The 26,144-nt window shown below is 75.7% G+C and carries 25 protein-coding genes; 12 read left to right on the top strand and 13 right to left on the bottom strand.

What is annotated here, in order from left to right; translation table 11 throughout:
• Positions 1-163: 163 nt before the first annotated feature.
• The 3 genes from ABT093_RS20630 (at position 164) to ABT093_RS20640 (ending at position 5,147) form a co-directional block, all read left to right on the top strand.
• Positions 164-1,750, top strand: a complete 1,587-nt coding sequence (locus tag ABT093_RS20630; RefSeq protein WP_350566290.1) for a 4-coumarate--CoA ligase family protein — start codon at positions 164-166, stop codon at positions 1,748-1,750.
• 167 nt (positions 1,751-1,917) lie between these two features.
• Positions 1,918-2,538, top strand: coding sequence for a TetR/AcrR family transcriptional regulator (locus ABT093_RS20635; RefSeq protein ID WP_350566234.1), 621 nt, complete (start codon positions 1,918-1,920; stop codon positions 2,536-2,538).
• A gap of 143 nt (positions 2,539-2,681) precedes the next feature.
• The gene (locus tag ABT093_RS20640; protein WP_350566236.1) at positions 2,682-5,147 is read left to right on the top strand and encodes a SpoIIE family protein phosphatase; all 2,466 of its coding nucleotides are present in this window, start codon (positions 2,682-2,684) and stop codon (positions 5,145-5,147) included.
• Between the two features lie 60 nt (positions 5,148-5,207).
• On the opposite strand, the gene ABT093_RS20645 is transcribed toward ABT093_RS20640, so the two are convergent.
• The 9 genes from ABT093_RS20645 to ABT093_RS20685 all read right to left on the bottom strand — a co-directional run bounded on the left by ABT093_RS20645 (position 5,208) and on the right by ABT093_RS20685 (position 12,566).
• Positions 5,208-6,794, bottom strand: coding sequence for an MFS transporter (locus ABT093_RS20645; RefSeq protein ID WP_350566238.1), 1,587 nt, complete (start codon positions 6,792-6,794; stop codon positions 5,208-5,210).
• A 52-nt stretch (positions 6,795-6,846) separates the two neighbouring features.
• Positions 6,847-7,401: a TetR/AcrR family transcriptional regulator gene (locus tag ABT093_RS20650; RefSeq protein ID WP_350566240.1), complete on the bottom strand. Its 555-nt coding sequence runs from the start codon at positions 7,399-7,401 to the stop codon at positions 6,847-6,849.
• 137 nt (positions 7,402-7,538) lie between these two features.
• Positions 7,539-7,931, bottom strand: a complete 393-nt coding sequence (locus ABT093_RS20655) for a cell division protein SepF (protein WP_350566242.1) — start codon at positions 7,929-7,931, stop codon at positions 7,539-7,541.
• A gap of 355 nt (positions 7,932-8,286) precedes the next feature.
• A complete protein-coding gene (locus tag ABT093_RS20660; protein ID WP_350566244.1) occupies positions 8,287-9,000 on the bottom strand; it encodes a TVP38/TMEM64 family protein in 714 nt (237 codons plus the stop codon).
• A gap of 117 nt (positions 9,001-9,117) precedes the next feature.
• Positions 9,118-9,249 carry a hypothetical protein gene (locus tag ABT093_RS20665; protein ID WP_350566246.1) on the bottom strand — a complete coding sequence of 44 codons (132 nt, stop codon included), beginning with the start codon at positions 9,247-9,249 and terminating at the stop codon, positions 9,118-9,120.
• 15 nt (positions 9,250-9,264) lie between these two features.
• Positions 9,265-9,783 (bottom strand): RICIN domain-containing protein, encoded by a 519-nt coding sequence (locus tag ABT093_RS20670; protein WP_350566248.1) that lies wholly within the window; start codon positions 9,781-9,783, stop codon positions 9,265-9,267.
• Between the two features lie 71 nt (positions 9,784-9,854).
• A complete protein-coding gene (locus tag ABT093_RS20675) occupies positions 9,855-10,418 on the bottom strand; it encodes an RICIN domain-containing protein (protein ID WP_350566250.1) in 564 nt (187 codons plus the stop codon).
• Positions 10,415-11,212: a dienelactone hydrolase family protein gene (locus tag ABT093_RS20680; RefSeq protein ID WP_350566252.1), complete on the bottom strand. Its 798-nt coding sequence runs from the start codon at positions 11,210-11,212 to the stop codon at positions 10,415-10,417. Before ABT093_RS20680 ends, ABT093_RS20675 begins: the two co-directional genes overlap by 4 nt.
• 94 nt (positions 11,213-11,306) lie before the next feature.
• A complete protein-coding gene (locus ABT093_RS20685; protein WP_350566254.1) occupies positions 11,307-12,566 on the bottom strand; it encodes an MFS transporter in 1,260 nt (419 codons plus the stop codon).
• A 150-nt stretch (positions 12,567-12,716) separates the two neighbouring features.
• Here ABT093_RS20685 and ABT093_RS20690 point away from each other — a divergent pair, with 150 nt between their 5' ends.
• From ABT093_RS20690 to ABT093_RS20720, 7 genes are all read left to right on the top strand, one after another.
• On the top strand, positions 12,717-13,925 hold the full coding sequence (locus ABT093_RS20690) for an ROK family transcriptional regulator (RefSeq protein WP_350566256.1): 1,209 nt from the start codon (positions 12,717-12,719) through the stop codon (positions 13,923-13,925).
• Between the two features lie 185 nt (positions 13,926-14,110).
• A complete protein-coding gene (locus ABT093_RS20695) occupies positions 14,111-14,527 on the top strand; it encodes a TOBE domain-containing protein (protein WP_350566258.1) in 417 nt (138 codons plus the stop codon).
• A gap of 60 nt (positions 14,528-14,587) precedes the next feature.
• Positions 14,588-15,040 carry a hypothetical protein gene (locus tag ABT093_RS20700; protein ID WP_350566260.1) on the top strand — a complete coding sequence of 151 codons (453 nt, stop codon included), beginning with the start codon at positions 14,588-14,590 and terminating at the stop codon, positions 15,038-15,040.
• A 47-nt stretch (positions 15,041-15,087) separates the two neighbouring features.
• Complete coding sequence (locus ABT093_RS20705) at positions 15,088-15,816, top strand: glycerophosphodiester phosphodiesterase (RefSeq protein WP_350566262.1); 729 nt, start codon at positions 15,088-15,090, stop codon at positions 15,814-15,816.
• 8 nt (positions 15,817-15,824) lie between these two features.
• Complete coding sequence (locus ABT093_RS20710; protein ID WP_350566264.1) at positions 15,825-16,937, top strand: winged helix DNA-binding domain-containing protein; 1,113 nt, start codon at positions 15,825-15,827, stop codon at positions 16,935-16,937.
• Positions 16,938-17,116: 179 nt separating this feature from the next.
• Positions 17,117-17,548, top strand: a complete 432-nt coding sequence (locus tag ABT093_RS20715; RefSeq protein WP_350566266.1) for a ricin-type beta-trefoil lectin domain protein — start codon at positions 17,117-17,119, stop codon at positions 17,546-17,548.
• 135 nt (positions 17,549-17,683) lie between these two features.
• Positions 17,684-18,823 carry an AI-2E family transporter gene (locus ABT093_RS20720; RefSeq protein ID WP_350566268.1) on the top strand — a complete coding sequence of 380 codons (1,140 nt, stop codon included), beginning with the start codon at positions 17,684-17,686 and terminating at the stop codon, positions 18,821-18,823.
• On the opposite strand, the gene ABT093_RS20725 is transcribed toward ABT093_RS20720, so the two are convergent.
• Positions 18,814-19,386 (bottom strand): hypothetical protein, encoded by a 573-nt coding sequence (locus tag ABT093_RS20725; protein WP_350566270.1) that lies wholly within the window; start codon positions 19,384-19,386, stop codon positions 18,814-18,816. The two genes, ABT093_RS20720 and ABT093_RS20725, sit on opposite strands and share 10 nt — an antisense overlap.
• A 136-nt stretch (positions 19,387-19,522) precedes the next feature.
• Here ABT093_RS20725 and ABT093_RS20730 point away from each other — a divergent pair, with 136 nt between their 5' ends.
• Positions 19,523-20,395 carry a Vgb family protein gene (locus ABT093_RS20730; RefSeq protein WP_350566272.1) on the top strand — a complete coding sequence of 291 codons (873 nt, stop codon included), beginning with the start codon at positions 19,523-19,525 and terminating at the stop codon, positions 20,393-20,395.
• Between the two features lie 6 nt (positions 20,396-20,401).
• On the opposite strand, the gene ABT093_RS20735 is transcribed toward ABT093_RS20730, so the two are convergent.
• Entirely contained in the window at positions 20,402-21,151 is a 750-nt protein-coding gene (locus ABT093_RS20735; protein ID WP_350566274.1) for an AraC family transcriptional regulator, read from the bottom strand.
• Between the two features lie 55 nt (positions 21,152-21,206).
• On the opposite strand from ABT093_RS20735, the gene ABT093_RS20740 reads away from it, so the two are divergent.
• Positions 21,207-22,436 carry an MFS transporter gene (locus ABT093_RS20740; protein WP_350566276.1) on the top strand — a complete coding sequence of 410 codons (1,230 nt, stop codon included), beginning with the start codon at positions 21,207-21,209 and terminating at the stop codon, positions 22,434-22,436.
• Positions 22,437-22,448: 12 nt separating this feature from the next.
• Here the strand turns inward: ABT093_RS20740 and ABT093_RS20745 are convergent, their stop codons facing one another.
• Both ABT093_RS20745 and ABT093_RS20750 read right to left on the bottom strand, forming a co-directional pair.
• Complete coding sequence (locus ABT093_RS20745; protein ID WP_350566278.1) at positions 22,449-25,427, bottom strand: helix-turn-helix transcriptional regulator; 2,979 nt, start codon at positions 25,425-25,427, stop codon at positions 22,449-22,451.
• Positions 25,428-25,695: 268 nt separating this feature from the next.
• Complete coding sequence (locus tag ABT093_RS20750; protein WP_350566280.1) at positions 25,696-25,887, bottom strand: hypothetical protein; 192 nt, start codon at positions 25,885-25,887, stop codon at positions 25,696-25,698.
• Positions 25,888-26,144 lie beyond the last annotated feature (257 nt).

Raw genomic sequence — 26,144 nt, forward strand, 5'->3', positions numbered from 1 at the left:
CGCCACCCCTGCGCCCCGCGCGCTCCGCCAAACGTCCGTCACTGGGGCGCACCGGGCGCCCACTGTCCGTATGCTCCTGTCCCGCACGACGCACGGCCGGTCGCCACGACCTCCAGCCGGCCGTCCCGCCCCGCGCCAACTACCGCACAGGAGGCACGCCTTGGTGTTCCACAGTGAGTTCCCGGACGTCGGCATCGTCGACCTCGCCCTGCACGACGCCGTTCTCGGCGAGGCCGAGCGCCACGGCGACCGGCCCGCCCTCATCGACGGGATCACCGGCGAGACCGTCAGCTACGCGCAACTCGCCCACGCCGTACGGCGGGTGGCCGCCGGCCTCGCCGAGGCGGGGGTCCGCCAGGGCGACGTGGTGGCCCTGTACAGCCCCAACAGCATCCGCTACCCGATGGCCTTCTTCGGCGCCACCCGGGCCGGTGCGACCGTCACCCCGGTCTCCTCCCTCACCACCCACACCGAACTCGCCGGCCAGCTCGCCGACGCCGGGGCCCGCTGGCTGATCACCGTCTCGCCGTTCCTGCCCACCGCGCGCGCCGCCGCCGGGAAGCTCGCCGCCGACGGGCGGCCGCTCGCCGGGATCGTCGTGCTGGACGGCGCCGAGGGCCACCTCTCGCTCGCCGACCTGCTCGCCGCCACCGGCCCCGAGCCCGAGATCGCGCTCGACCCGGCCGAGTCCATCGCCGTGCTGCCCTACTCCAGCGGCACCACCGGCCTGCCCAAGGGCGTGATGCTCACCCACCGCTCGATCGCCACCAACCTCGCCCAGACCGACGCCCTGTTCCGCCCCAAGCCCGGCGAGCGCGTCCTCGCCGTCCTCCCCTTCTTCCACATCTACGGTCTCGCCGCCCTGCTCCACCAGCCGCTGCGCTGCGGCGCCACCGTCGTCGTGCTGCCCCGCTTCGACCTGGAGCAGTTCTGCCGCACCGTCCAGGACCAGCGGGTGCAGTCCGTGCTCGCGGCGCCGCCGATCGTCCTCGCGCTCGCCAAGCACCCCGTCGTCGAGCAGTACGACCTCTCCTCGGTGGAGTACCTGCTGTGCGCCGCCGCCCCGCTGGACGGCGAACTCGCCGAGGCCTGCGCCCGCCGCCTCGGCCTGACGCACATCCTCCAGGGCTACGGCATGACCGAGCTCTCCCCGGTCAGCCACGTGATGGACCCGACGGACCCGGACCCCTCCCCGGGCTCGGTCGGCCGGATGGTGCCCTCCACCGAGCTGCGGGTCACCGCCCTGGACGGCACCGGCGCCGACCTCGGCCCGGGCGAGAGCGGCGAACTGCTGATCCGCGGCCCCCAGGTGATGAAGGGCTACTTCGGCCGCCCCTCCGACACCGCCGCCACCGTCGACGCCGAGGGCTGGCTGCACACCGGCGACATCGGCTTCGTCGACGACCGCGGCTACCTGCACATCGTCGACCGGGTCAAGGAGCTGATCAAGTACAAGGGCTACCAGGTCGCCCCCGCCGAACTGGAGGCCCTGCTGCTCAGCCACCCGCAGATCGCCGACGCCGCCGTGATCGGCGTGCGCGACGCCGAGGGCACCGAGAGCCCCAAGGCCTTCGTGGTCCGCGCCCCCGGCAGCGCGCTCACCGAGCAGGAGGTCGCCGCCTTCGTGGCCGGCCAGGTCGCGCCGTACAAGAAGGTGCGCGCGGTGGAGTTCCTGGACGCCGTCCCGAAGTCCCCGGCCGGCAAGATCCTGCGGCGCGAGCTGCGCGAGCGCGAGGCCGCCGCCCGCTGAGCCGCCCGCCCGCCCGAACCGCCTGCCGGCCCGAACCGCCGGCCGGCCGATCCCACCCGCCCCCCGCCCACCGGTGCGGCCGCCCCCACCGGGCCGCACCACCCCCGCCCCCGTCTGCGAGGATCGACCAGCCGCCAGCCCCGCACGGACAGGAACCGCCGCCGCAGATGACCACCCACCCGGCCGCCCGCACCCCCCGACAGGACCGCAGCCGCGCCACCCGGGCCCGGCTGCTCGCCGCGGCGGTCGACTGCCTCGCCGAACTCGGCTGGAACGGCTCCACCGTCGCCGTCGTCGCCGAACGGGCCGGCGTCTCCCGGGGAGCCGCCCAGCACCACTTCCCGACCCGCGAGGACCTCTTCACCGCGGCCGTCGAACACGTCACCGCCGAACGGCTGGCCGCCGTCCGCGCGCACGCCGACGCGCTGCCCGCCGCCGGCCCGGCCCGCACCGAGGCCGTCGTCGACATGATCGTCCGGCTCTACACCGGCCCGCTGTTCCGCGCCGCCCTGCACCTGTGGGTCGCCGCCGCGACCGAGGAACCGCTGCGCGAACGGATCATCGGTCTGGAGGGCCGCGTCGGCCGCGAGGCCCACCGCGCCGCCGTCGAGTTCCTCGGCGCCGACGAGACCCGCCCCGGCGTGCGCGAAACCGTGCAGGCCACCCTCGACATGGCCCGCGGACTCGGCCTCGCCAACCTGCTCACCGACGACAGCGCCCGACGTTCCGGAGTGATCAGGCAGTGGGCGAGCCTTCTGGAGAGTACGCTGCGCCCGGTAGGCCCATGACGCCCGTACACCTGGACGACCGGTACCCCTCACCAAGGGGTCGCCGGGCGGCCGATGTCCGTGCAGTCTGGAGAAGAACCCCGGCCGCACGGACCACGAGACCGCCCGGCCGGGCACGAGCCGAACCGGGGTGCAGCCTGATCATGCGGAGAGACGAGTGGGACGCCACCAATGCCACCGGCCCCGGAGCCGGCGCCAGCCCCGCACGCCTGGACGGCCATCGCCTCCTCCCGCTCGCCACCGCCCTGCTCCAGGACGACGGGCTGATCCTGCACTGGAGTGAGGACGCCGAGGCGCTGCTCGGCTGGAGCGCCGAACAGGCCGTCGGCACCCACGCGGCCCGGCTGCTCACCGAGGACGCCGAGCGCCCCGAGACCGTCGAGCTCTTCGAGCGCATCCTGGGCGGCAAGGGCTGGTCCGGTGTCCTCCCGCTCCGTCACCGCGACGGCCACACCGTCGAGCTGGAGTTCCGCACCTACCCCGTCGCCGGTCCCGGCGGCACCCTGCTGCTGCTCGCCACCGCCTCCGACACCGCCGCCCTGCACCGGGTCGAGGCCGACCTCGCCGTCCTCGACGGCATCTTCGGCCAGTCCCCGATCGGCATGGCCGTCTACGACACCGAGCTGCGCTACGTCCGGCTCAACGAGTCACTGGCCCGGATGAACGGCCTCCCCGTCGCCGACCACCTCGGCCGGCGGATCAGCAGCATCCTGCCCGGCATCAACAGCACCGAGATAGAACAGATCATGAAGCAGGTGCTGACCACCGGGCGGCCGGTGGTCGACGCCCGCTCGCACGGCCGCGTCCCCGGCGACCCGCGCCGCGACCGCGCCTGGTCCGCCTCCTACTTCCGGCTGGAGGACTCCAGCGGCCGGGTCTTCGGCGTCTGCTCCTCGATCATCGACGTCACCGAGCGCTTCCAGGCCGAGGCCCGGGCCGCCCGCGCCCAGGAGCGCCTCGCCACCATCGCCGAGGCCACCGCCCGGATCGGTACCACCCTCGACCTCCAGCGCACCGCCGAGGAGCTCATCGAGGCCGTCGTCCCCCGGTTCGCCGACTTCGCCACCGTCGACCTGCTGGAAACCGTGCTGCGCGGCTCCGAACCCACCCCCATCCCGGAGGACCGCGGCGTCCAGCTGCGCGCCGTCGCGGTCGGCGAGGCCTACGAAACGGGGCTCACCAGCGCCGTCGACACCGTCGGCGAGGTATCCGAGTACGCGCCCGAACGCAGCTACACCCAGTGCCTGCGCAGCGGGCGCCCGCTGCTGCGCGCCCACGTCGACGCGGAGGTGCTGCGCGGGCTGGTCGCCAGCCCGGACCGGGTCGCCCCCGGCCTCGCCGCCGGCATCCACTCCTACCTGATGCTGCCCGTCACCGCCCGGGGCATGGTCCTCGGCGGCGCCGAGTTCATCCGCATGCGCAACCCCGAGCCGTTCACCGCCGCCGACGTCGCGCTCGCCGAGGAACTCGTCGCCCGCACCGCGCTCGCCATCGACAACGCCCGCCTCTACCGGCGCGAGCGGGAGACGGCGCTCACCCTCCAGCGCAGCCTGCTGCCCCAGGAGATCCACCGCACCCTGGGCCTGGAGATCGCCTACCGCTACCTGCCCTCCAGCGTCACCAGCGAGGTCGGCGGCGACTGGTTCGACGTCGTCCCGCTCTCCTGCGGCCGGGTCGCCCTGGTCGTCGGCGACGTCATGGGCCACGGCATCCGGGCCGCCGCCACCATGGGCCAGCTGCGCACCGTCGCCCGCACCCTGGCCACCCTGGACATGCCGCCCGAGCAGGTGCTCACCCGGCTCGACGAGACCGCCTCCGGCATCGGCGAGGGCCAGTTCGCCACCTGCATCTGCGCCGTCTACGACCCGCTGGAGCGCACCCTCCTGGTCGCCTCGGCGGGCCACCTGCCGCCGGTCTGGGTCGCCCCCGACGGCACGCCCCGGCGGGTCGAGATGCCGCCCGGCGTGCCGCTCGGCGTCGGCGGGGTGGCCTTCGAGTCGGTCGAGTTCGCCCTCCCCGAGGGCGGCATGGTCACGCTCTACACCGACGGCCTGGTCGAACGGCGCGGCCAGGACCTCGACGACGGCATCGACCTGCTCGCCCGCACCCTGGCCGGCCCCGGCCGGACCCTGGAGGAGAGCTGCGACGCCGTGCTCGGCGCGCTGGTCAGCGGCGGCAGCGACGACGACATCGCGATGATCATGGCCCGGGTGCTGCCGCTGCCCGCCGACCGGGTCGCCACCCTCCCGCTCACCGGCGGCGGCCGGCTGCCCGGCAAGGCCCGCCGCTTCACCCGCGCCACGCTCGACGCCTGGGGCCTGGGCGCGCTCTCCGACTACGCCGAGCTGCTGGTCAGCGAACTGGTCACGAACGCCCTGCTGCACGCCGACGCCCCGCGCCGGCTGCGGCTCTTCCGCGACCGGGTGCTCACCGTCGAGGTCGCCGACGCCGGCGGCCAGACGCCCCAGCTGCGCCCGTTCGCCGAGCAGGACGAGGGCGGCCGCGGCATGTTCCTGGTCAGCGAACTCGCCCAGCGCTGGGGCAGCCGGCTGACCCGGGACGGCAAGGTGGTCTGGGCGGAGCTGGAACTGCCCTTCGGCGCCGTCTGACCGGTCCCGAACGCGGCGGTGCCCCGCGCCCCCTCCCGGGACGCGGGGCACCGCCCTCGCTCAGAGCGCCGCCTGCTGCGGCGTCCGCTCCTGGGCCGGCTCCTGCGCCGGCTCCCGGGGCCGCTCCGGCCGACCGGCCCCGCCGTTCGGCTCCCGCAGCAGCCGCCAGGCGAGCACCGCCGCGCCCAGCAGCAGCGCGCCCGCCAGCATCCCGGCCGCGTTCACGCCGTGGACGAACGCCTCCTTGGCGCTCGACAGCAGCGGCCCGGCCAGGGCCTCCGGCAGCCCGTGCGCCGCCTCCACCGCGCCGCCCAGCGACTCGCCCGCCTGCGCGGCCGCCGCCGGGTCCGTCCCGGCCGGGACGGCCAGCCGGTCCGCGTACAGCGCGCCGACCACCGAGCCGACCAGGGCTATGCCGAGCGCGGTGCCCAGCTCGTAGGCCGTCTCGGAGACCGCGGACGCGGCGCCGGCCTTGTCGGCGGGGGCGGCGCCCAGCACCATGTCCGCGCCGAGCGTGTAGACCACGCCCTCGGCCGTGCCGACCAGCAGGAAGGCGCCGGCCAGCACGAGGTAGGTGGTGTCCTGCTGGATCCAGCCGAGCAGGCCGATCCCGGCGCCCATCGTCAGCAGGCCGAGGGTGAGCGCCGTGCGGGCGCCGGTGCGGCGCACCAGCCTGGCGGTGAGCAGACCACCGGCCACCGCGCCGGCGAAGGCCGGCAGCTCGGCCAGGCCCGCCTTCAGCGGCGGGTAGCCGCGGACCAGCTGCAGGTACTGCGAGGTCACGAAGACGATGCCGGACAGGCCGATCAGCGCGATCAGCGAGGCCAGCACGGCGGCCGTGAAGCGCCGGTTGCCGAAGAGCCGGACATCCAGCAGCGGGGTCTCCAGCCGCAGTTGGCGGCGGACGAAGACGACCAGCGCGGCCGCGCCCAGCAGGCCCGTCACCGGTACGTCCCAGCGGGCGACACCGTGCGCCGCGGCCTCCTTGATCGCGTAGACCACGCCGATCACACCGGCCAGCGACAGCAGCACGCTCAGCACGTCCCAGCGGCCCGGCTTCGGGTCCCTGGACTCGGGCAGCAGCCAGGCGCCGAGGACCAGCAGCAGCACCAGCACCGGGATGTTCAGCAGGAACACCGAGCCCCACCAGAAGTGCTCCAGCAGCACGCCGCCGACCACCGGGCCGAGCGCGGCGCCGGCCGACGCCGCGGCGCCCCAGATGCCGATCGCGGTGGCCCGCTCCCGGTCGTCGGGGAAGAGCGTGCGGATCAGCGAGAGGGTGGACGGCATGATGGTCGCCCCGGCCACGCCGAGCAGCACGCGGGCCAGGATCAGCCAGCCGGCGGTCGGCGCGTAGGCGGCGAGCAGCGAGGCGGCGCCGAACGCGGTGGCACCGGCGAGCAGCAGCCGCTTGCGGCCGATCCGGTCGCTGAGCGAGCCCATCGAGACCAGCAGGCCGGCCAGCACGAAGGAGTAGGCGTCACCGATCCACAGCAGCTGGGTGCCGCTGGGGCGCAGGGTCTCGCTGATGGAGGGGATGGCCAGGGACAGGACGGTCGCGTCGACGGCGACCAGGGTGACGGCCAGGACGAGGACGGCGAGGCCGGTCCAGCGCTGGCGGGGCTGGAGGTGGACGGTGCTGCTCATGGGTATCGGTGTCCGGTTTCCGGTCCGAGGTGCGGTGGATGAGGAGTCGGGGTCAGTGCGGGCGCGGGGTCCGCAGGGCGCCGCCGAGGAAGAGCTCGGCGAGCGAGAAGGTCGCGTCGCGCGGGGCCAGCCGGCCGTCCTGGACGGCCCAGCCGATCCCGGCGAGCAGGTCGAAGAAGGCCTCGCTGAGCCAGGCCGCGGAGAGCTCGATGCGGAAGACCCCCTGCTGCTGCCCCCGCAGGAAGAGCGCGTGCAGCCGGGCGATCTGGGCCTCCCAGAGCTCGTTGACCGCCTCGTCGTCGTAGAGCTGGCTCTCGCCGGTCAGGTAGGCGCAGAGCATGGCGTCCGGCACGATCGCGTCGATCAGCCGGCGCAGCGCGGCGTGCGCGTCGCCCTCCTCGACCGCGGTGGTGTCGAGCGCGGAGGCCAGGCGCTGGAGCGCGAGCATGCCGACCTCGCGGATCAGCGCGTCCCGGCCGGGGAAGAGCCGGTGCAGGGTGGCGCGGCTGATGCCCGCGGCGCGGGCGATCTCGTCGAGGTGGGCGGTCGGGCGGCGGGAGAGCACGCCGACGGCGGCTTCGAGCACGGAGTCACGGTCGGTGGCCATGGAGCGAGTGTACATCGAATGAGACATGGATGTCTCATTGTTAATCCGGCTGTCTCGTTCGAGGCATGCCGGTACGGCGCCCGGACAACAGAAAACCGGGGACGGCGGGTGCCGTCCCCGGTTCCGTCGGGCTCGGGTCAGCTCTGGTTGTAGAAGCCGGTGTCGTCCAGCGGGCGGTCGATCACCATCACCTCGACGTCCGCCGGGGTGAGCAGGAACACCCGGCGGGCGATCCGCTCGATGCCGCCGCGGGTGCCGAAGATCAGGCCGGAGGCGAAGTCGACCATCCGCTTGGCCTCCGCCTCCTCCATCTCGGTGAGGTCCATGACCACCGGGGTGCTCGCCCGGATGTGCTCGCCGACCGTGCGGGCCGCCTCGAATCCGGTCGGCCGCAGGGAGACGATCTTCGCCGGGGCGGGGGAGGACGGAACCGTCTCCTGCTCGACCCACTCGTCCTCGTACACCGCGGCCGGGTAGTGCCCGGAGGGCATCAGCCACCCGTTGTGGTGCTCGTCGCGAAGTGCTCCCATGCCGCGCCTCCCTGCCTCTGTTCCGATACAGGTCCCCCGGTGCGCGTGCCCTTTTGACACGTCATCCACTCGTCGGAACTGTCCGAGTATCGCACTGATCACCGGTCTCGTGCCCGCTCGCGCCGTCCGCACGCGTCGCGCCGCGCCGACGGTCCGGGCGGACCCGGGCATCAGAAGCGACGCGGTGCAGGGACGTACGGTTGCGCGCGTAGACGATATCGGTCGCGGTCACCGCGTAATTGACCTTCTGTCAACAATGCGGGAACGATTTCACACGCCACCGACAAACGACCCGCTCGGCCGAGCGGGTGTCGGCGTGTCCCGCGCCCGGCGCGCCGTCGCGGGCTCCCGGCGCTCAGCCCGCCGTCGCGCGCCGTCGCCGCAGGGCCGCCCGCGCCACCGGGACCAGCCCCGCGAGGCAGATCAGCCCGACGAGCCCGGCCGAGACCAGGAAGCCGGCCGAGCCCGGCTCGCGCGCGGTGGCCGCCGCGGTGACGTAGACCGCGGTCACCGGGACCACGCCGAGCGCGGTCGCGAGGATGAACGGCGGGAACCGCACCCCGGACACGGCCGCCCCGTAGGTGGCCGCCTGGAACGGCAGGCCGGGGAAGAGCCGCAGCAGCAGGACGCTGCGGAACCCCTGGTCGGTGAAGCGCCGGTCCAGCGCCAGCAGCATCCGGCCGCGCAGCCGGCGCCGCAGCGCGTCCTGCCCCAGCCACCGGGCCAGCCCGAAGGCCGTCGCCGCCCCGAGCGTCGTGCCCAGCACGGCCAGCAGGAGGCCCTGCTGCACGCCCAGCAGCAGCCCGGCGGCCGCGTTCAGGGCCGGCCGGGGGAAGAAGGCCACCGTGCCGAGCGCGTACACCGCGGTGAACAGCGGGGCGCGCCAGTACCACGGGGTCCCGGCGAACGCGTCGCCGTCGAGCAGGGCGGTCGGGCTCCACAGCAGCAGCGAGCCGGTCGCCGCGCCGAGGATCGCCACCAGCAGGGCGAACCGCGGCCACGGCGAACGCTCCGGCGGGTCGGCCGGGGCCTGGCCGGGCGGAGACGGGGAGGTCACGGGTTCGGGCACGGGCCGAGCCTAACCGGGTGCCCGGTCGGGCCCGGCGGACGGGTGCCGGGCCGGGCGCGGGCGGGGCCGGTCGGATGAGCCAGCGATGGTTGACGCCGCCGGTGGTGGTCCACCGGCCTACCGGCGCGCCGTCGGCGGAGCTGCCCCCGAAGAGGTCTCGGCGGCCGGGACGAGGACGAGGGCGTCCGCGGTGGTGAGCACGGCCGGGGCCGTGCCCAGGCGGCGCAGGGCCGTGCGGTGGGTGTGCATGGTGACCTCCCGGGGTCAGTTCTGGCCGTTCTGCCAGGGCGAGAAGAACCACCACTGGTTGAGCCCGCCGACGTGGCGCCACTGGATCACCGGCGCGCCGGGCGTCGGGTCGGCGCCGCGGACGTCCAGCAGGAGTCCGCTGTTGACGCCGGCCAGGATGTAGATGCCGGCGTGGTGGACCAGGGTGCTGGTCCACTGCTGGTTGGTGCCGCCGTTGCACGGCCAGATGATCGCCTGCACACCCTCCTCGGTGCTGCCGAAGGGGATGTCCAGGCACTTGCCGCTCCCGACGCCGACCAGCTCGTGCGCGTCGGTCCAGTACCACTTCTGGTTGTCGCCGTCGTTGCAGGGCCACTGCTCGACGGGGGCGCCGTCGTCGGTCCGCCGACCGGTGACGTCCAGGCACTGCTGGCTGTCGGAGTGGTTGGCGGTGATGACCGTGAAGGGCCGGTCGGGGCCGGCCTGCGCGGCGGTGGGGGTGAGGAGGCCGAGCGCGCCGGCGGCGGCGAGCGCGGTGAGGGTGCGAAGGGGCATGCGCATGGGGTCCTCCCGGGTGTGCGGTCCCGTGCCGGGACGGCGGGGCGTCCCGGCACGGGCGGGCGGTGTCAGAAGCGCGGCAGGCTGATCTGGGGGTCGAGCCCGATCCAGAGCTGGTTGTCGCCGCCGTTGGCGCCCCAGGTGACGACCGGGGCGCCGTCGGAGGGGTCGTAGCCGTACACGTCGAGGGCCAGCCCGAGTTGGGTGTACACGGTGTTGGGCGAGGGCCGGTTGACCCCGGGAACCGACCAGGTCTGGTTGGCGAGGTTCGAGGGATCGGCGCACGACCACTGGATCGGCTGGGTACCCCACACGGTGCTCGAGTACGGCACGTCCAGGCACTTGCCGCTGTTCTTGTTCTTCAGGAGACCGTAGTTGCTGTTGCTCCACAGCTGGTTGGCGCCGCCGGTGCAGGTCCACTGCCGGACGGGCGCGCGGTCGTCGGTGCGCCAGTCGGCGACCTCCAGGCACTTGCCGGTGGCCACGTTGCGGATCTCGAAGTAGGGGGAGAAGTAGTGGGCCCGCCCGGCGTGGGCGGTACCGGGAGCGGTCAGGACGACCGCCGCGGCGGTGGCGAGGGCGCCGAGGGCGGCGCCGAGGCGGCGTCTGTTGGTGGGGGCGGGATCGGTCACGGGTGTCCTCCCGAAGTGCGACGGATGGTGCGCTCGGACAGGAAGCCGAGGAGCCTGATCCAGGACTCCTCTGCGGCGTCGCGGTGTTGGACCGCCGCGAGTTCGAAATAGTTGTGCGGAGCCTGAGGAAAAGTCATGAACTCGTGTTCACAGTCGGCGCGGGTGAGCGCGGCGTCGAAGGCCTCGACCGCGCTCGGCGGGATGTGCTCGTCGGCACCGCCCCAGAAGGCGAGGATCGGTGCCGTCAGTCCGGCGGCGAGCTGGGTCGGCCCCGGAGCGCCGTTGATGGCGTCGGGGTAGCCGTAGAAGCCGACCGCGCCGGCCAGACCGAAGCGCGGTGCGGCGGCGCGGAAGGCCTGGCGGCCGCCGAAGCAGAAGCCGAGCGCGACGACCTCGGCGGCGCCGAGCGCGCGCAGCCGGTCGAGGCCGGCCGTGAGGTCGGCGTCGAGGCCCTCGGGGGTGAGCGCGAGCAGGTGCGGCAGCAGGTTCGGCAGCTCGCCGAATTCCGGTGCGCGGTTCTGCGGGTCGGCGCCGGCGGTGCGGCCGTAATAGTCCACGGCGAGGGCCGGGAATCCCTGTTCGGCGAGCCGTACGGCGGTCTGCCGGTAGAAATCGGAAAGGCCCTTGTTGTCCGGCAGGACGAGCACGCCGGGCCCGGCCGGGTCGTCCGGGCGGGCCAGGAAGGCGGCGAACGCGGTGCCGTCCGCCGAGGTCAGGGTGAGGGCGGTGGCCTCGGCGAGGGTGTGGGTGGCGGGCGTGAAGACGGGCGGGGCGGCGTCGGCCTGGTAGCACACGGGAAATCCTTCGCGGGTCGCGGAACCGCCGGGCGCGCGGTGTGCGCGCCCGGCGGTCCGAGATGCTAGCGAGAATTCCCCGAGGAATTTTCCATCATATCGACGGCGAATTTCTTTCGAAAGAGTTTTTCGATTCCGGAGTGGTCACGATGTCCGGGCCGGCGCCGTCCGGGCTGCGCTCCTCGGCCCGGCGCAGCGCGCCCGCGCTCAGCAGCAGGGCCACGGAGAGCGCGGTGACCACGCCGAAGGAGGCGGTGAGCGAGGTGGCCTGGGCGAGGCCGCCGATGATCGCGGGGGCGATCAGCCCCGAGGTGTAGGTGACGGTGGCGACGCCGGCGATGGCCTGGCTGGGGTTGCTGCCGATCCGGCCGGCCGCGGCGAAGGCCAGCGGGACCACCACGGCGACGCCGATCCCGATCAGCGCGAACCCGGGGATGGCGACCGAGGGGCGGTCGGCGCAGACCACCAGCAGGCCGCCGGTGGTGGCGATCGCGCCGCTCAGCCGGGCGGCCCGGACGGCGCCCAGCCGGCGGATCGCCGCGTCGCCGGCCAGTCGGCTGACCGCCATGGTGAGCGAGAACGCGGTGTAGGCCGCGGCCGCCACGGTGGGCGAGGCGCCGGTGACGTCGCGCAGGTAGACGCCGCTCCAGTCCATCGAGGCGCCCTCGGCGAACACCGCGCAGAAGCCGACCAGGCCGATCACCAGCGAACTGCGCGGCGGCAGTGCGAAGCGCGGCGGCTCCTCGGCCTGTTCGGGCGCGCGCAGGTCCGGCAGCGCGCCGCAGACGAACTGGGCGAGCGCCACCAGGACGGCGGCGGTCACGGCGACCTGCACCCGCGGGTCGAGGTCCTGGTGCGCGGCCAGGATGGCGACGCCGGCGGCCACCAGCCCGCCCGCGCTCCACATCCCGTGCAGGCCGGACATGACGGAGCGCCCGAGCCGCTGCTCGATCTCCACGCCCTGCGCGTTCATCGCCACGTCCGACATGCCCGCCGTCGCGCCGTAGGCCAGCAGGGCCAGACAGAGCACCGGCAGCGAGGGCGCGAACAGGGGCAGGGCGAAGGCCAGGCAGCAGAGCGACAGCAGGCCGCGCACCGCCGCCCGCCCGCCGTAGCGGTGCACGAAGCGGCCGGCCAGCGGCATCGCGAGGGACGAGCCGACGGCCGGCATCACCAGGGCCAGGCCGAGCTGGCCGGGGGAGAGGTGGAGGTGGTCCTTGATCCACGGGATCCGGCTGACGAAGGTGCCGCCGACGGCGCCGTGCACGGCGAAGACGAGGGCGACGGCGGCATGGGCGCGGCGTGCGGCGCGCCGGCCGCCGAAGGGTGGTGCTGCGGTCAGGCTGGTGGTCATCCGGCTCTTCCCTCCCGGCCGCGCGCGGCGCGGCGGTGCCCTGGGGGTGTGGTGGCTTCGGTGGTGCCCGCCGACGTGGCAGTGCGGCGACGGTTCGATAAATTATCAGGAAGGGACCCTGATAGAAATACTCTGGAAGGATGTTCGGCCATGACCACCGTGCGTACGGCCACGCCGAGCACCGCCCGGGCGATCAACGACCGGTTGGCGCTCAACCTGCTGCTCGACCAGGGACCACTCACCGCGACCGAGCTGCGTGACCTCACCGGCCTCTCCCGGCCCACGGTCGCCGACCTGCTCGACCGGCTCCAGCGGACCGGCCTGGTCGCCGTCGTCGGCGAGCGCGGCGAACAGCGGCGCGGCCCCAACGCCCGGCTCTACGCCCTGGTCGCCTCCCGCGCCCACCTGGGCGCCGTCGACGTCCGCTCCGGCGGCGTCACCCTGGTCGTCGCCGACCTCGCCGGGCAGACCCTGGCCGGCGCCGAACTCGCCGTCGCCGAGCCGCCCACCGACGCCGCCGCCCACCGCGCCGCCGCCGAGCGGATCGTCCGCACCCTGCTCGACACCGCCCGGCGGGCCGGCGTCGAGCACCTGCACACCGTCGCCGTCGGCGCCCCCGGCCTGGTCGACCCCGCCACCGGCCGGCTCCAGTCCACCGGCGAACTGCCCGCCTGGCACGCCGAACTCCTCGCCGCCCTGCGCGAACTGCCCGGCACCGACGTGATCCTGGAGAACGAGGTCAACCTCGCCGGACGCGCCGAGTACCGGATCGGTGCCGCCCGCGGCCGGGACGACTTCGTCCTGATCTGGCTCGGGCACAGCGTCGGCGCCGCCGTCGTCCTGGACGGGAAGCTGCGCCGCGGCGCGGGCGGCGGCACCGGCGAGATCTGCTTCCTGCCCGTGCCCGGCACCACCGCGCTCCCCAGCGCGACCGGCTGCGAGGGCGGCTTCCACGGCCTGGTCGGCAGCGCCGCCGTCTGCGCGCTGGCCCGCGCCCACGGCCTGTCCGCCGGCCCGGCCGACGACGCCCCCGCCGCCGAGGCCGCCGTACGCGCCGCGCTCGACGCGCTCGGCGACGGGCTGCCCGGCGGGCCGTTCCTGGACGAGCTCGCCGAGCGGATCGCCGTCGGCGTCTCGGCCGTCTGCGTGGTCCTCGACCCCGGCTGCGTCGTGCTCGGCGGCGAGATCGGCCGGGCCGGCGGCGTCGAACTCGCCGCCCGGGTCGAACGGCGGCTGGCCGGGCTCTCTCCGCTGCGCACCGAGGTCCGCCCCGGCGAGGCCGGCGGCGGCGCGGTGCTCGGCGGAGCCGTGCTCACCGCCGGCGACGCCGTGCGCCGGGACCTCTTCGGCGAACCCTAGGGTCCGTCGTCGAACCCCCCGCCTGCCGGACGGACGACGGGGTCCGACGACGGACCCCAGGGTCACTGCGCCGCCGTCCGGCCGGTACGGCAGGATGGGCGGCGGGGCCGGGACCGGGCGGGGGCGAACCACGGCCCGACCGTCTCCCCGGCCGATCGTCCGCACCACCGTCAGGAGTCGCATCCATGGGCCAGCCCGGGGCACCGGCCAACCCGTACCGCATCGGCGAGGCCGCGGCGCTGCTCGGCGTGAGCGCCGACACCATGCGGCGCTGGGTGGACGCCGGCCGGATCGCCGCCGAGCGCGACGAGCACGGCCACCGGATCATCGCCGGCGCCGAGCTGGCCGCCTTCGCCCGTGAGCTGGCCCGCCCCGAGACCGCCGCCGCCGAGGGCCGCCCCTCCTCGGCCCGCAACCGCTTCCCGGGCATCGTCACCGAGGTGCTGCTGGGGGACGTCGCCGCCCAGGTGGAGATCCAGGCCGGGCCGTTCCGGGTGGTCTCGCTGATCAGCCGGGAGTCGGCGGAGGAGCTGGAGCTGGTGCCCGGCGCACCCGCCACGGCCGTCATCAAGTCGACCAATGTGATGATCGAACGACGCTGAGCGCCGAGCAGCCGACCAGCCGACCAGCCGACCAGCCGAGCACCGAGGAGAGGACGCCCGATGCCCCACGACCCGCTGCCGTCCACCCAGAGCGCCGTCCTCGCCATCGAGGCGATGGCCGCCCGGCACGGCCGCCCGGTGCGCACCGGCCACGACATCGGGCGGGACCAGACCTTCGCCGGCCTGGTCGGCGCCGACGGCGGCCCCGGCACCGACGAGCTGGCCGCGATACCCCACGAGGCGCTGGTCGAGATCGCCGGGACGCCCGAGATCACCGTCCGCCTCTTCGACCACGACGAGGCCGTGGTCACCGTCGACGCCATCGCCTTCGACGTGCCGCGCGACAGCGTCCCGGCCTTCCTGAACTCCGTCTGGACCGGCCTGGTCCACCTGAAGCAGCGGGTCTTCCCGCCCTCCTGCACCATGATCGTCACCGTGCCGGGCGAGCCGAGCTACCGCGAGGCCGTCACCCTGTACACCCTGACCCCGTGGCTGGCCGGACGGCTGCGCTGACCCCGGCCGCCCGCGCAGACCACCGCTCCGACCCGATGAACGGACCGATGAACGGACCGATGACCGCCTACGCCGCCCGCCGCCCCGTCCTCGCCGTCGCCCACCGCGGCGACCCGTACCGCCACCGCGAGAACACCCTGCCCTCCGTCGAGTCCGCGTTCGCCGCCGGCGCCGACGCCGTCGAGGTGGACGTCCGGCTGACCCGCGACCGGGTCCCGGTCCTGCTGCACGACGCCACCCTCGAACGCCTCTGGGGGGACCCGCGCCCGCTCGCCCGGCTCACCGCCGAGCAGCTCGACGCCCTCGACGACGGCCGCCACCACGTCCCCACCCTCGCCGAGGCGCTCAAGGCCACCGCCGCCGCCCCGCCCGGCGCCAAGCTCCTCATCGACCTCGACGACGCCGGCCCGGCCGCCGCCACCTGGGAGGCCGTCACCGCCCTCGGCGCCGAGCAGCGGGTCGGCTTCTGCGGCCCCGCCACCGCCATGCTGGCCGTCCGCGCCCTCGCCCCCGGCGCCGAGATCGCCCTCACCTGGAAGCAGCCCCGGCTGCCCGCCCGCGCCCTGCTCGACGACCTGCGCCCGCGGTACGTCAACCCGCCCTTCGGCCTGGCCACCCCCGCCTTCACCGCCGCCGCCCACCAGGCCGGGCTGGCCGTCTCCACCTGGACCGCCGACCTGCGCCGCACCATGCGCAAGCTGGGCGAGGCCGGCGTCGACTCGATCACCACCAACCGGATCGCCCTGCTGCGCGCCGTGCTGGACGGCCGCCGGTGACCGGGGGCATGCCCGGGGCCGACGGCGGGGTGCTGGGCCCGCGGGCGCTCGGCCGCGCGCTGCTGGCCCGTCAGCACCTGCTGGAGCGCACCGCCGACGGCCCGGCCGCCGTGATCGGGCACCTCGGCGGCCTGCAGGCCCAGGCCGCCCCGCAGCCGCCCTACCTCGGCCTGCTCGCCCGGATCGACGGCTTCACCCCCGAGGCGCTCACCGGGCTGATCGAGAGCCGGCGGGCCGTGCGGATCGCCCTCCAGCGCGGCACCATCCACCTGGTCACCGCCGAGGACTGCCTGAGCCTGCGTCCGCTGCTGCAGCCGCTGCTGGAACGGCAACTGCGCACCACCTACGGCAAGCGGCTGGCCGGACTCGACCTCGACGCGCTCGCCGTCGAGGCCCGCGCCCTGGTCGAGGAGGAGCCGCGCACCTTCCAGCGGCTGGGCGCCGAACTGGCCGTCACCCGCCCCGACCGCGACCCGGCCGCGCTCGCCCAGGCCGCGCGCTGCCTGCTGCCGCTGGTGCAGGTCCCGCCGCGCGGCCTGTGGGGGCACGGCGGTCCCGCCGCGCACACCACCGCCGAGGCCTGGCTCGGCCGCCCGCTCGCCCCGGCGCCCCCGCTCGATGCCCTCGCGCTGCGCTACCTCGCCGCCTTCGGGCCGGCCACCGCCGCCGACCTGCAGAAGTGGTGCGGCCTCGGCGGGTGGGCCGCGGTGCTGGGGCGCCTCGCCCCGGGCCTGGTCGCCTTCCGCGACGAGCAGGGCCGCCAGCTCTACGACCTGCCCGACGCACCGCGGCCCGATCCGGACACCCCGGCCCCGGTCCGGCTGGTCGCGCCGTTCGACAACCTGCTGCTCTCGCACGCCGACCGCACCCGGGTGCTGCCCGAGGCCTACCGGCCGCGGGTGATGACGCAGAACGGCATCGTGCTCGGCAGCCTGCTGGTGGACGGCCTGGTCGCCGGGAGCTGGCAGCTGGCCGGGGAGGGCACCGGGGCGTGGTCGGTGACGGTCCGCCCGTTCGCGCCGCTCGCCCGGGCCGACCGGGACGCGGCCCGGGCCGAGGCCGAACGGGTGCTCGCCTTCGCGGGCGGCCATGGTGAGGTGCGCTTCGAGGCGGCCGGATAGCGCGTTCGACGGCCGGACGGACGTGCGGGGCGGCGTGACTCGTTGGGGTGGTCCCGCAGCGGTGCTCTGTGTCCGTACCGCCGCGGCTGGCTTCAATCGACCCACTCTTTCGCAGGGGGCGGCGCCGGTTGCGGCGGCCGCCCCGTGCACCAGCGTCCCGCATCGAAGTGGAGTCGGCCGTGGCCCCTGTGAACAATGGCGTCTACGCGATCGCCAAGCCCGACGAGCAGCTGCTCACCCTCCAGGCCGCCAAGGAGTTCGTGGTGGTCCTGACACCGACCGGGGAGCCCGGCGAGCAGGAGTGGGAGGTGACCGGCCGCGACAACGGAAACGTCGTCATCAGGAACCTCCGGCATGACGCCTACATCGGCCTGGACGGCCCGCCGGAGGTGGACCGGCAGGTCCGGGGCACCACCGAGGCGTTCGAATGGGCCCTGTACCAGGCGGCCGACCGGTTCTCCTTCCACGTGGTCCTCCCCGGGGGCCCGGTCGGCGGCCGGGAGCTGGCGCTGGACCTGAGCGTGCTGGACATCTTCCCGCAGCGCACCGCGCTGCGACCGCTGGAGGTTCAGGACCAGCGGCAGGCCTGGCTGTTCCAGTTCCACGAGTGACCGGCGGCGCGTCCGCCCCGGTCGTGCCGCGACCGCCGGGGCGGGCGTGTCCGAAGGCGGAACAAATCAGGCATATGATCGGATCATCTGCTGAGATGGGGCAGACCTGGACCGATCGACCGGATGGAGGAACGGATGCCGGGGGAGACTCCGCCCGAACACCGACCCGCCGACCACCGACGCCCCTACCTCATGCTGCCGGCCCCGGTCAGGGCCGCCGCCGCCTGGTCGGCGGCGCTGGTGCTGCTCATCACCGTCGCCTCGCTCGTCGTCTTCGCCCTGGTCGAACTGCGGTCCGCGACCGTGCCGGTGATCCTGGCGCTGCTCGGCACCTCCCTGCTCTACCCCGTGATGCCGTGGATGGTCCGACGCGGCGTCAGCCGTTCGGTCGCCGCCGGACTCACCTGCGCCGTGCTGGTGGCCGCCGTCAGCACGGTCATCGCCCTGCTGGTCAACTCGCTGGTGCACAGCGCCCCGCAGATCGCCTCCGCCCTCCAGGAGTCCGGCGACCGGCTCGCCGAATGGCTCGGCCCCTTCGGCGAGAAGCTGCGGCACGTGCTGGACAACGCCCAGGGCGAGACCAACACGCTCGTCACGACGCTCACCGACAGCGTGCTCTCCGGGCTCGGCCTCGCCACCCAGATCGCCACCGGCAGCGTGCTCGCGCTCGCGCTCGTCTTCTTCTTCCTCCGTGACGGCCACCGCACCGGCGAGGTCGTCCACTCCTACCTGCCCCGCCGCACCGCCGACACGGTGGTGGCCTGCGGCGAACGGGCCTTCGACGCGATGGCCGGCTTCATGCGCGGCACCACCCTGATCGCCCTCATCGACGCCTTCTTCATCACCGTCGGACTGCTGATCCTCGGCGTCCCCGGCGCGCCCGGCCTCGGCGCGCTGGTCTTCATGGGCGCCTACATCCCGTTCGTCGGAGCCTTCCTCTCCGGCACCGTCGCCGTGCTGGTCGCCCTCGCCGACGGCGGTCTGGGCACGGCGCTCTGGGCGCTCGGCGTGGTGGTCGCGGTCCAGGTCATCGAGGGCAACATCCTCCAGCCGCTGATCCAGAGCCGGACGGTGGAGCTCCACCCGGCCACCATCATGGTCGCCGTGGTGGCCGGCTCCGGGATCGCCGGCATCATCGGTGCCCTGCTGGCCGTGCCGGTCTGCGCCGCCGGGCTCGGCGTCGTCTCCGTCCTGCGCGGCGACCCCGGGCGGCGGCGCCGCGCGGACCGGAACGGCGACGGGGCCCCCGCCCTCGCGGACGCGGCTCAGGAGTAGGCGAGCGGGCGACCGCGCCGCAGCGTGTACTCGGCGGCGCGCAGGAAGAGCGCGGCGTAGAAGGCCACGTCCAGGTCCTCCGTCCACCGGCCCGGCGAGCCGACCGCGGCGGCGCTCGCGTGCCGGTCGAACCAGAGGCCGATCTCCAGGTTGTCGCAGTGCTCGGGTATCCCGGGCGGCAGCGCGAGCAGCTCCGCCACGCGCCGGGCGGCGGCCAGCGTCCGGCGCGCGTCGCCGACCGCCGTCACGTCGTTGTACGCGCACGCCACCGGCAGCACCAGCGGCGCGTCCAGCTCGACGGGCAGCAGCACGTCCCAGCCGAGCAGCGCCTCCACCGTCCCGTCGGCCAGTTCCCCGCAGAACTCCGAGAAACCGGAGATCGGGCGGTACAGCTTCTCCTCGAAGTGCGACCCCGACCCCGCCTGGAACCCCGTCACGGGCGGGCAGACGAACGGCGGCAGGCCGCGCCCGGCCAGCGCCGCGTCGATCTCCCGCCCGACCGCCCCGAAGACCTCGTCGTCGAGCCACTCGTCGGCCTCGACACTCACCAGATAGACACCCATGCCGGGGACGTTAGACGACGCCACCGACAAGGCGCCGGCCCCGAAAGCCACTTGCCCGCGCGGGCCGGGTGGGGGAGAGTTCCGCTGGTGCCGCCGGTGATCACCGGCGGGGCCGGGGAGAGGGGCGGGACGGAAGATGACGGTGGAACGGATCGTGGTGTCGGACGCGGCGGCCGGGCCGTACGGGATCACCGTCGGGCCGGACGGCGCCCTCTGGTTCACCCTGGTGCACGCCGGGGAGGTCGGACGGCTGGCGGCCGACGGGACCGTCACCCGGTACGGGCTGGACGCGCCCGGCAGCGGGCCCTCGGTGATCACGGCCGGCCCCGACGGCGCGCTCTGGTTCACCCGGATGCGCGACCACCGGATCGGCCGGATCACCGTGGACGGCGAGGTGCGTTCCCACGCCCTGCCGGACGGGTCCGGGCCGTACGGGATCGCGGCGGGCCCCGACGGCGCGCTCTGGTTCACCGAGCTGAACGCCGACCGGATCGGGCGGATCACCGTGGACGGCGAGGTGACGGAGCATCCGCTGCCGGTCGCCGGCGCCTTCCCGTCGATGATCACGGCCGGGCCGGACGGCGCGCTCTGGTTCACCCTCAACCAGGCCCCGGCGATCGGGCGGATCACCGTGGACGGCGAGATCACCCTGCACCCGCTGCCCGGCGAGGGCGCCGCACCGGTCGGCATCGCCCGGGGCGGCGACGCGCTCTGGTTCGCCGACCTCGGCGGCGGCCGGATCGGGCGGATCACCGTGGACGGCGAGGTGACGGAGCATCCGCTGCCCGACCCGGCCGCCCGTCCGCACGCGATCGCCGCCGGGCCCGACGGCCGGGTCTGGTTCACCGAGTGGGCGGCCGGCCGGATCGGCTCCCTCACCCCCGACGGCGGCTACGCCGGCCACCCGCTGCCGGTCGCGGGCGCCGAGCCGCACGGCATCGCCGTCGCCCCGGACGGCACCGTGCACGCGGCGCTGGAGATCGGCGAGATCGCGCGGCTGCTGCCGTAGGCCCCGTCACCGGCGGTGGTGGGCGGCCGGGGTGTGGCCGAAGGTGCGGCGGAAGACGTCGATGAACGCGCTGGCCGAGGCCCAGCCGCAGCGGTGCGCCACCGCGGTGACCGGCACCTCCTCGGCCAGCAGCCGCAGCGCGTGGTGCAGGCGCAGCTGGGTGCGCCACTGCGGGAAGGTCATGCCCAGCTCCTCGCGGCACAGCCGGCTCAGCGTGCGCTCTCCGGCCCCGGCCGCCCGGCCGAGTTCGCCGAGGGTGCGGGCGTCGGCCGGGTCGGCGTCGAGCAGGGCGGCGAGCGCCGCCAGGCGGGGGTCGCGCGGCACCGGCAGGTGCAGCGGCTGCTCGGGGGCGCGGCGCAACTGGTCCAGCAGGACGGCCAGCATCCGCCGCCCCTCCGGCGTGCCCGCGGTGCCCGGGCCGCTGTAGGCGATCAGCAGTTCGCGCAGCAGCGGGCCCACCGTCAGCACCGCCGGGCGGGTCAGCCCCAGCGGGTTGTGCCCCAGCGGCAGGCCGACGGTGTGCAGCACGGTGGGCCCGTAGGCGCGGTGGCGGTGGCCGGTACCGGCGGGGATCCACAGCGCCCGGGTCGCCGGGGCGACCCAGGTGCCGGCGGCGGTGGTGACCGCCAGCACGCCGCGGCCCGCGTAGACGATCTGGTGGGCCTCGTGGCGGTGCTCGGCGACGGTGGCACCGGCGGGCAGCGGCCGGGTGACCGTCAGATCGGCCGATGGACGGGGTTGGCGGGAATGCGGCATCGCCTGGCATTTTATCGGAAGCCCGCCACCCGCCGGCGGGCCGAGGATCGCTTCCGTGACCACTCTCCGATCCCGCCCCCCGTCCGGCGCCGCCCCGATCGCGGTGCTGGCGGCCGGCCACGCCGCCGTCGACCTCTACCAGGGCGTGGTGCCCGCCCTGGTCCCCTTCCTCGTCGCCGGGCGCGGCCTCGACTACGGCTCCGCCGCCGGGGTCGTGCTGGCCGCGACCCTGCTCTCCTCGATCGTGCAGCCGCTGTTCGGCGCGCTCACCGACCGCCGGGCGATGCCCTGGCTGATCCCGGCCGCCACCGCCGCCACCGGGATCGGGGTCGGCCTGGCCGGGCTGTTCGGCCCGTACGCGCTGCTCTGCGCGGCGGTCGCGCTCTCCGGCGCCGGGGTCGCCGCCTACCACCCGGAGTCGGCGCGGCTGGCGCGCGCGGCGAGCGGCGACAGCCACACCCGGATGGGCTGGTTCGCGCTCGGCGGCAACATCGGCTTCGCGCTCGCCCCGCTGCTGGTCGGCCCGGTGCTGGCGGCCGGCGGGCTGGGCGCGACGCCCTGGCTGGCGGTGCCGGCGCTCGCCGCGGCCCTGCTCACCGCCCCGGTGGTCCGCGCGCTGGCCGCCCGCGCCGCGGCCGGGCCCGCCGCCGCGGGCGCGGGCGCCGGGCGGCGCGACGACCGGTCCGCCTTCCTGCGGCTCTCGGCGGTGATCGGCTGCCGCTCGGTGGTCTTCGTCGGCCTCAGCTCCTTCGTGGCCCTCTACGCCCAGCAGCGTCTCGGCCGCGAGGACTCCGCGGTGGGGACGGCGGCGCTGTTCACGCTGTTCGCGGGCGGCGCCGTCGGCACGGTGCTCGGCGGCTGGTGCGCCGCGCGCTGGGGCCGGGTGCGGACGGTGCGGCTGTCGTACGCGGCGGCCGTGCCGGCCGTCGCCGGACTGCTGCTGGTGCCAGGCCCGGTCGCCCTGTACGGCTTCGCCGCGCTGATCTCGCTGGCCCTGTACGTGCCGTTCTCGCTCCAGGTGACGCTCGGTCAGGACTACCTGCCGAGCCGGATCGGCACCGCCAGCGGGGTGACCCTCGGTCTCGCCGTCAGCGTCGGCGGCCTCGCCGGTCCGGCGGTCGGCCTGCTCGCCGACCACGCCGGGCTGCGGGTCGCGCTCGCGCCGCTGGCCGCGCTGTGCGCGCTGGCCTGGGCCCTCGCCCGGCGCCTGCCCGAGCCGGCCGGCCTCGACGCCCCGCCGGGCCCGGTCGCGGCGGCGCCGGCGGGGAGCGCCGCCCGGCCCTGACGGACCGCGCGTTCAGGGCGTGGCGGCGCGGAGTTCGGCGGCCAGGGCGCAGAGCGCGGCGCGGTCGCGCCGGCCGGTCTTGGTGATCAGGTTGGCCAGGTGCTTCTCCACCGTGCGCGGGGAGATGGAGAGCTTGCGGGCCAGCTCCTGGTTGCCCGGGCGGTCCGCGAGCAGCACCAGCACCTCGTACTCGCGGACCGTCACCCCGCAGGTGCGCAGGTCCGCCGGGACGGCGTCGCGCCCGCCGCGGTGCTGGGCGACGCTCGCCCCCGCCCGCCGCAGCAGGGTGCGGCAGGCGGCGGCCACCGGCTGCACCTCCAGCTGGTGGAAGTACTCCTCGGCGGTGCGCAGCCAGGCCACCGGCTCGCCCCAGCCGTCGGCGAGTGCGGCCTCGGCGGCGAGCCGCAGTGCCAGGTGGTGCGCGAGCGGGAAGGCCGCGGCGCCCGGCCGGGCCTCGGCCAGTGCCCGGACGGCCTCCTCGGAACGGCCCTCGCGGCCCAGCACCACCGCGTCCGCGAAGCGCAGGAACTGGCGGTTCCAGGCCAGTTCGGCGGCGGGCGCGGCGGCGGCCCGGTCCAGTTCGGCCCGGCCCCAGCGGCCCTCGACCACCTCCAGCAGCGGGTGCAGCCCGTGCCGGCCGGCCAGGTAGAACACGCTGGGGTGCTCCTCCTCCCAGGCCAGCGTGGCGTCCAGCTCGGCCCGGGCCGCCGCGCGGTCCTCGCCGAGCAGCGCGCCGACCGCCCGGCAGAGCCCGAAGCGCAGCGGCGTCAGGAAGGACTCCTCGCCGCCGGCCTGCCGGAACCGGGCCAGCTCGCGCTCCATCTCCCGGGTGCGGCCGAGGTGGGCGGCCAGGGTGGCGGAGGAGAGCAGCAGATAGCGGTGGGCGGCGAGGTTGTGCAGCCGGGCGGTGGCGTCCAGGCAGCGGTCGACGGTGGCGCGCGCGGTGCGCCACTCGCCGCGCAGCACCGCGTTCATCGCGAGCAGGCCGTCGAGGGTCTGGGTCAGCACGATCGCGCCGAGCCCGGCGGCGGCCTCCCGGGCACGTTCCAGGCGGGTGCCGTCGCCGGTGCGCATGAAGGCGTTGGCGCCCAGCCGCAGCATCGCCTCGACCCGCCAGACCGGCAGGGCGTTGGCCTCGGCGACGGCCAGCATCCGCTCCAGGCAGGCGTCGGCGGCGTCGAAGCCGCGTTCGCGGGCGAGCAGGGCGAGCAGCTGCCAGGCCTGGCAGGCGACCACCGGCAGCCCGGCGCGCTCGGCCACCTCGGCGGCGCGCCGGGCCCGGCGTTCGGCCTCGGCGAGGCGGCCGGCGGCGCTGGGCACGGCGGCGTCCTCGGGCGTGACGGGCGGCGCGTGGTCCGGCAGCAGTGCGAGGTGGCCCTCGACGACGGCCAGCGCCGCGTCCTGCTCGGGCCGCGGCCGGCCGGCCGTCAGCGCGCGCACGGCGGCCACCTGGGCGGCCGCGTCCGCGCCGCGTTCGGCCATCACCGCCGCCCAGGCGAGCCTGGTGTGCAGTTCGATCCGGCGCTCGGCGGCCGGGGCGGCGCCGGTGGGCGGCGCGGGCGGGACCGGCGGCAGGGTGCGGACCAGTTCGAAGGCGCGGTCCAGTTGGCCGGACTCGGCCAGCGCGGGCAGCAGCCGCTCGGTGATGCCGGACCGTCCGGCGTCCCCGGCGAGTTCGTACGCGCGCTCCAGCAGGACCACCGCGGACCCGGCCGCGCCCGCCTCCAGCACCCGCCGGCCGGCCTCCGCGAAGTGCACCGCGGCGCCCGCCCGGTCGCCCCCGGCCAGCAGCAGTGAGGCGACCAACTGACGGCGCTCCTCGGCGAGTTCGGGATCGGCGCGGAGGATCGCGCGGGCCGCCCGGCGGGCCAGTGCGGCGCGCTCGGCGGGGGCCAGGGCGGCCGTCACCGCGTCGGCGGTCAGCGCGTGCCGGAAGGCGTAGCGGTCCGGGGCGGCGCCGTCCGGCACGATCACATTGGCCTCGGAGGCCGAGCGCAGGTGGCTGAACAGGGTGCGGTCGTCGTAACCGGTGATCAGCTGCACGGTGGTCACCGAGAAGCGGCTGCCCAGGGTGGCCGCGGTCAGCAGGAGGTCCCGCACCTGCGGGTCGAGCTGGTCGATGCGCCGGCCCCAGCTGCGCACGATGGTGCTGGGCACCCCGGGGCGCGACCCGTCGGCGAGCACCCAGCGGCCGTCCTCGGCCCGGCGCAGCGCGCCCGAGTCCAGCAGGTCGGCGAGCAGTTCCTCGACCAGGTACGGGCAGCCGTCGCCGCGGCCGGTGAGGTGCTCCACCAGCGCGGCCGGCAGGTCGCCGGCCTCGCCCTCCAGGATCGCGGCGGCCAGCGCGGCCACCTCGGCGGGCGGCAGCGGCCGCAGCTCGGTGACGGCGGCGGCGCGGCGGCGCTCGGCGGCGCGCACCAGGTCCAGGGCGGGGCCCGGTTCGGAGCGCAGCGTGGCGAGCAGCAGCACCGGCAGGCCGGCCAGGTTGTCGACCAGGTACTCCAGGACGGCGACGGTCTCCGCGTCGGTGTCGTGCAGGTCCTCCAGCAGCAGGACGCAGCCCTGCTCGCGGCCGAGCACCGCCAGCAGCCGCAGCAGCGCCTCGGCCAGCTCGACCACCGTCTCCGGGTAGGCGCCGGCCGCCGCCGCGGTGTCCCGCCACTCGGGGACCAGCCGTGCCAGCGCCGGGCGGTAGGGCGCGAGTTCGGGGTCGGTGGGCGGTCCGGCGGCCCGGAACCGCGAGGAGAGCGCCTCGATCAGCGGGCGGAAGGGCGTGACCGTGCCGGTCGAGCTGCCCCGCCCGCGCAGCACCGGCAGGCCGAGGCCGTACGCCTGGTAGGCGCACTCGCCGGCCAGCCGGGACTTGCCGATGCCGGCCTCGCCGAGCAGGAAGACCGCCCCGCCGCCCTGCTGCCGGGCGGCGGCCAGGGCGCCGCCGAGCAGTGCGAGCTCGGCGGCGCGGCCGACGGTGATCGACGACGTGGTCCGCATGGCCGCAGGCTACTTGACGGGCAATCCGTTCTGAAGAGTGGTGAGTCGGTCACGAAGCAGGCACGGCGGCACCACCGGGTGGTTACCGTACGACCACATGCGGAGCGCGCCGGCCGCGCGGGCGCACCCGCGGTGCGGGCGGCGGGTCCGTCCGGTCGGTTCGGCCCGTCAGGTCCGACCGGTCCGCCGCCGAGGGGCTGCCCGTTCCTCGGCGGCGGAGCGGTCCGGCCGTTCAGGGCCGGGGGCGGTGCGGTGCGGCGGGCCGGTCTCAGAAGGGCGTGGTCATCGTCGGGAACTCGACGATCGGCGGGATGGCCCCGCCGGTACCGGCCAGCAGACGGGAGCGCAGGCCCAGGCCGCTGCCCGGGCGCAGGCGGATCTCGCCGGCCGGGTGCTCGGCCGTCTCGCCGGGGCGGGCGGCGGTGTGCGGCGGGGTGACCCGCTCGTCGTGGTCGTGCATGGTTCGGGACTCCGTTCGTGGTCGCGTGGTGGACGGTCCGTCAGGTGCGGGCGTCCGGTGGGGAGGACGCCCGCACGGTGGCGCCGGTTCGGTCGGGACGACAGGGGCGGGTGGTGCGGGCCGCGCATTCGTGCGTGGGGGCGCGATGGGGCGTGCGTGGGGGCGCGGGGCGGGCAGAGCCGGCGCGGACGCGGCGGGCCCGCCCGGGGTGGTCAGCCGAGCGCGGCCGGACTGCGCGGGCGGGTGGCGCCGCGCGG

This window comes from Kitasatospora sp. NPDC002551 (assembly GCF_040296005.1).
Lineage (GTDB): Bacteria > Actinomycetota > Actinomycetes > Streptomycetales > Streptomycetaceae > Kitasatospora.

Bases quoted from the DNA above. Each gene is read 5' to 3' on its own strand.
- ABT093_RS20725 (WP_350566270.1), bottom strand. From the start codon at position 19,386: ATGGGTGTCTATCTGGTGAGTGTCGAGGCCGACGAGTGGCTCGACGAC.
- ABT093_RS20685 (WP_350566254.1), bottom strand. From the start codon at position 12,566: ATGACCACCAGCCTGACCGCAGCACCACCCTTCGGCGGCCGGCGCGCC.
- ABT093_RS20720 (WP_350566268.1), top strand. From the start codon at position 17,684: ATGCCGGGGGAGACTCCGCCCGAACACCGACCCGCCGACCACCGACGC.
- ABT093_RS20690 (WP_350566256.1), top strand. From the start codon at position 12,717: ATGACCACCGTGCGTACGGCCACGCCGAGCACCGCCCGGGCGATCAAC.
- ABT093_RS20735 (WP_350566274.1), bottom strand. From the start codon at position 21,151: ATGCCGCATTCCCGCCAACCCCGTCCATCGGCCGATCTGACGGTCACC.
- ABT093_RS20745 (WP_350566278.1), bottom strand. From the start codon at position 25,427: ATGCGGACCACGTCGTCGATCACCGTCGGCCGCGCCGCCGAGCTCGCA.
- ABT093_RS20645 (WP_350566238.1), bottom strand. From the start codon at position 6,794: ATGAGCAGCACCGTCCACCTCCAGCCCCGCCAGCGCTGGACCGGCCTC.
- ABT093_RS20670 (WP_350566248.1), bottom strand. From the start codon at position 9,783: ATGCCCCTTCGCACCCTCACCGCGCTCGCCGCCGCCGGCGCGCTCGGC.
- ABT093_RS20665 (WP_350566246.1), bottom strand. From the start codon at position 9,249: ATGCACACCCACCGCACGGCCCTGCGCCGCCTGGGCACGGCCCCGGCC.
- ABT093_RS20650 (WP_350566240.1), bottom strand. From the start codon at position 7,401: ATGGCCACCGACCGTGACTCCGTGCTCGAAGCCGCCGTCGGCGTGCTC.
- ABT093_RS20655 (WP_350566242.1), bottom strand. From the start codon at position 7,931: ATGGGAGCACTTCGCGACGAGCACCACAACGGGTGGCTGATGCCCTCC.
- ABT093_RS20695 (WP_350566258.1), top strand. From the start codon at position 14,111: ATGGGCCAGCCCGGGGCACCGGCCAACCCGTACCGCATCGGCGAGGCC.
- ABT093_RS20700 (WP_350566260.1), top strand. From the start codon at position 14,588: ATGCCCCACGACCCGCTGCCGTCCACCCAGAGCGCCGTCCTCGCCATC.
- ABT093_RS20640 (WP_350566236.1), top strand. From the start codon at position 2,682: ATGCGGAGAGACGAGTGGGACGCCACCAATGCCACCGGCCCCGGAGCC.
- ABT093_RS20705 (WP_350566262.1), top strand. From the start codon at position 15,088: ATGAACGGACCGATGACCGCCTACGCCGCCCGCCGCCCCGTCCTCGCC.
- ABT093_RS20750 (WP_350566280.1), bottom strand. From the start codon at position 25,887: ATGCACGACCACGACGAGCGGGTCACCCCGCCGCACACCGCCGCCCGC.
- ABT093_RS20730 (WP_350566272.1), top strand. From the start codon at position 19,523: ATGACGGTGGAACGGATCGTGGTGTCGGACGCGGCGGCCGGGCCGTAC.
- ABT093_RS20635 (WP_350566234.1), top strand. From the start codon at position 1,918: ATGACCACCCACCCGGCCGCCCGCACCCCCCGACAGGACCGCAGCCGC.
- ABT093_RS20710 (WP_350566264.1), top strand. From the start codon at position 15,825: ATGCCCGGGGCCGACGGCGGGGTGCTGGGCCCGCGGGCGCTCGGCCGC.